The sequence below is a fragment of the Bartonella sp. ML70XJBT genome, from assembly GCF_028618425.1.
Classification (GTDB): domain Bacteria; phylum Pseudomonadota; class Alphaproteobacteria; order Rhizobiales; family Rhizobiaceae; genus Bartonella.
The window spans coordinates 1-527 of the sequence record NZ_JAQISX010000110.1; the positions used below are offsets into that span (position 1 = coordinate 1).

Here is a 527-nt window from a genome sequence, read left to right on the forward strand (position 1 = left end):
CTTAAAAGACAAAGCATGCATTAAGAGGCTGTCACTATGGAAAAGAAATACGAACTGACTGATGAAATAGATGAAATTTATTTGCGTAAGGTTTATCGCATTCGCGCATTACGAGACTTTAGAAATGTTAAAAAAGGTGACCTAGGCGGCTTTGTAGAAAAAGAAGAAAACCTGAGTCATGAAGGAGACTGTTGGATTTGGTATAAAGCTAAAGTTAGTCATGATGCTAAGGTTTTTGGTAATGCACAGATATTTGAAAGAGCAATAATTACAGATAATGCGTGTGTTTACGACAATGCCAAGGTTTGTGGAGAGGCTAGGGTTGAATATAATGCGCAGATTTTTGACAATGCACTGGTTTACGACAAAGCTCGAGTTTTTGGTTTTGTTTATGGCAATGCCCGTGTTTATGGCAAGGCTGTTATATGTGATAACGCACGCATTTTTGGAGATATTAGAATTCTAGACGACGCATATATTTCCAATCAAGTAAATATTTCTGGTAATTTTGAAATTCGTGGAAAAAC

Annotated in this window: 1 protein-coding gene; it reads left to right on the forward strand. The window is 36.4% G+C overall.

Annotated elements, in window-relative coordinates; translation table 11 throughout:
- Positions 1-36 precede the first annotated feature (36 nt).
- A partial coding sequence (locus tag PVV65_RS09925) for a hypothetical protein (protein ID WP_273790048.1) occupies positions 37-527 on the forward strand: 491 nt, incomplete at its 3' end.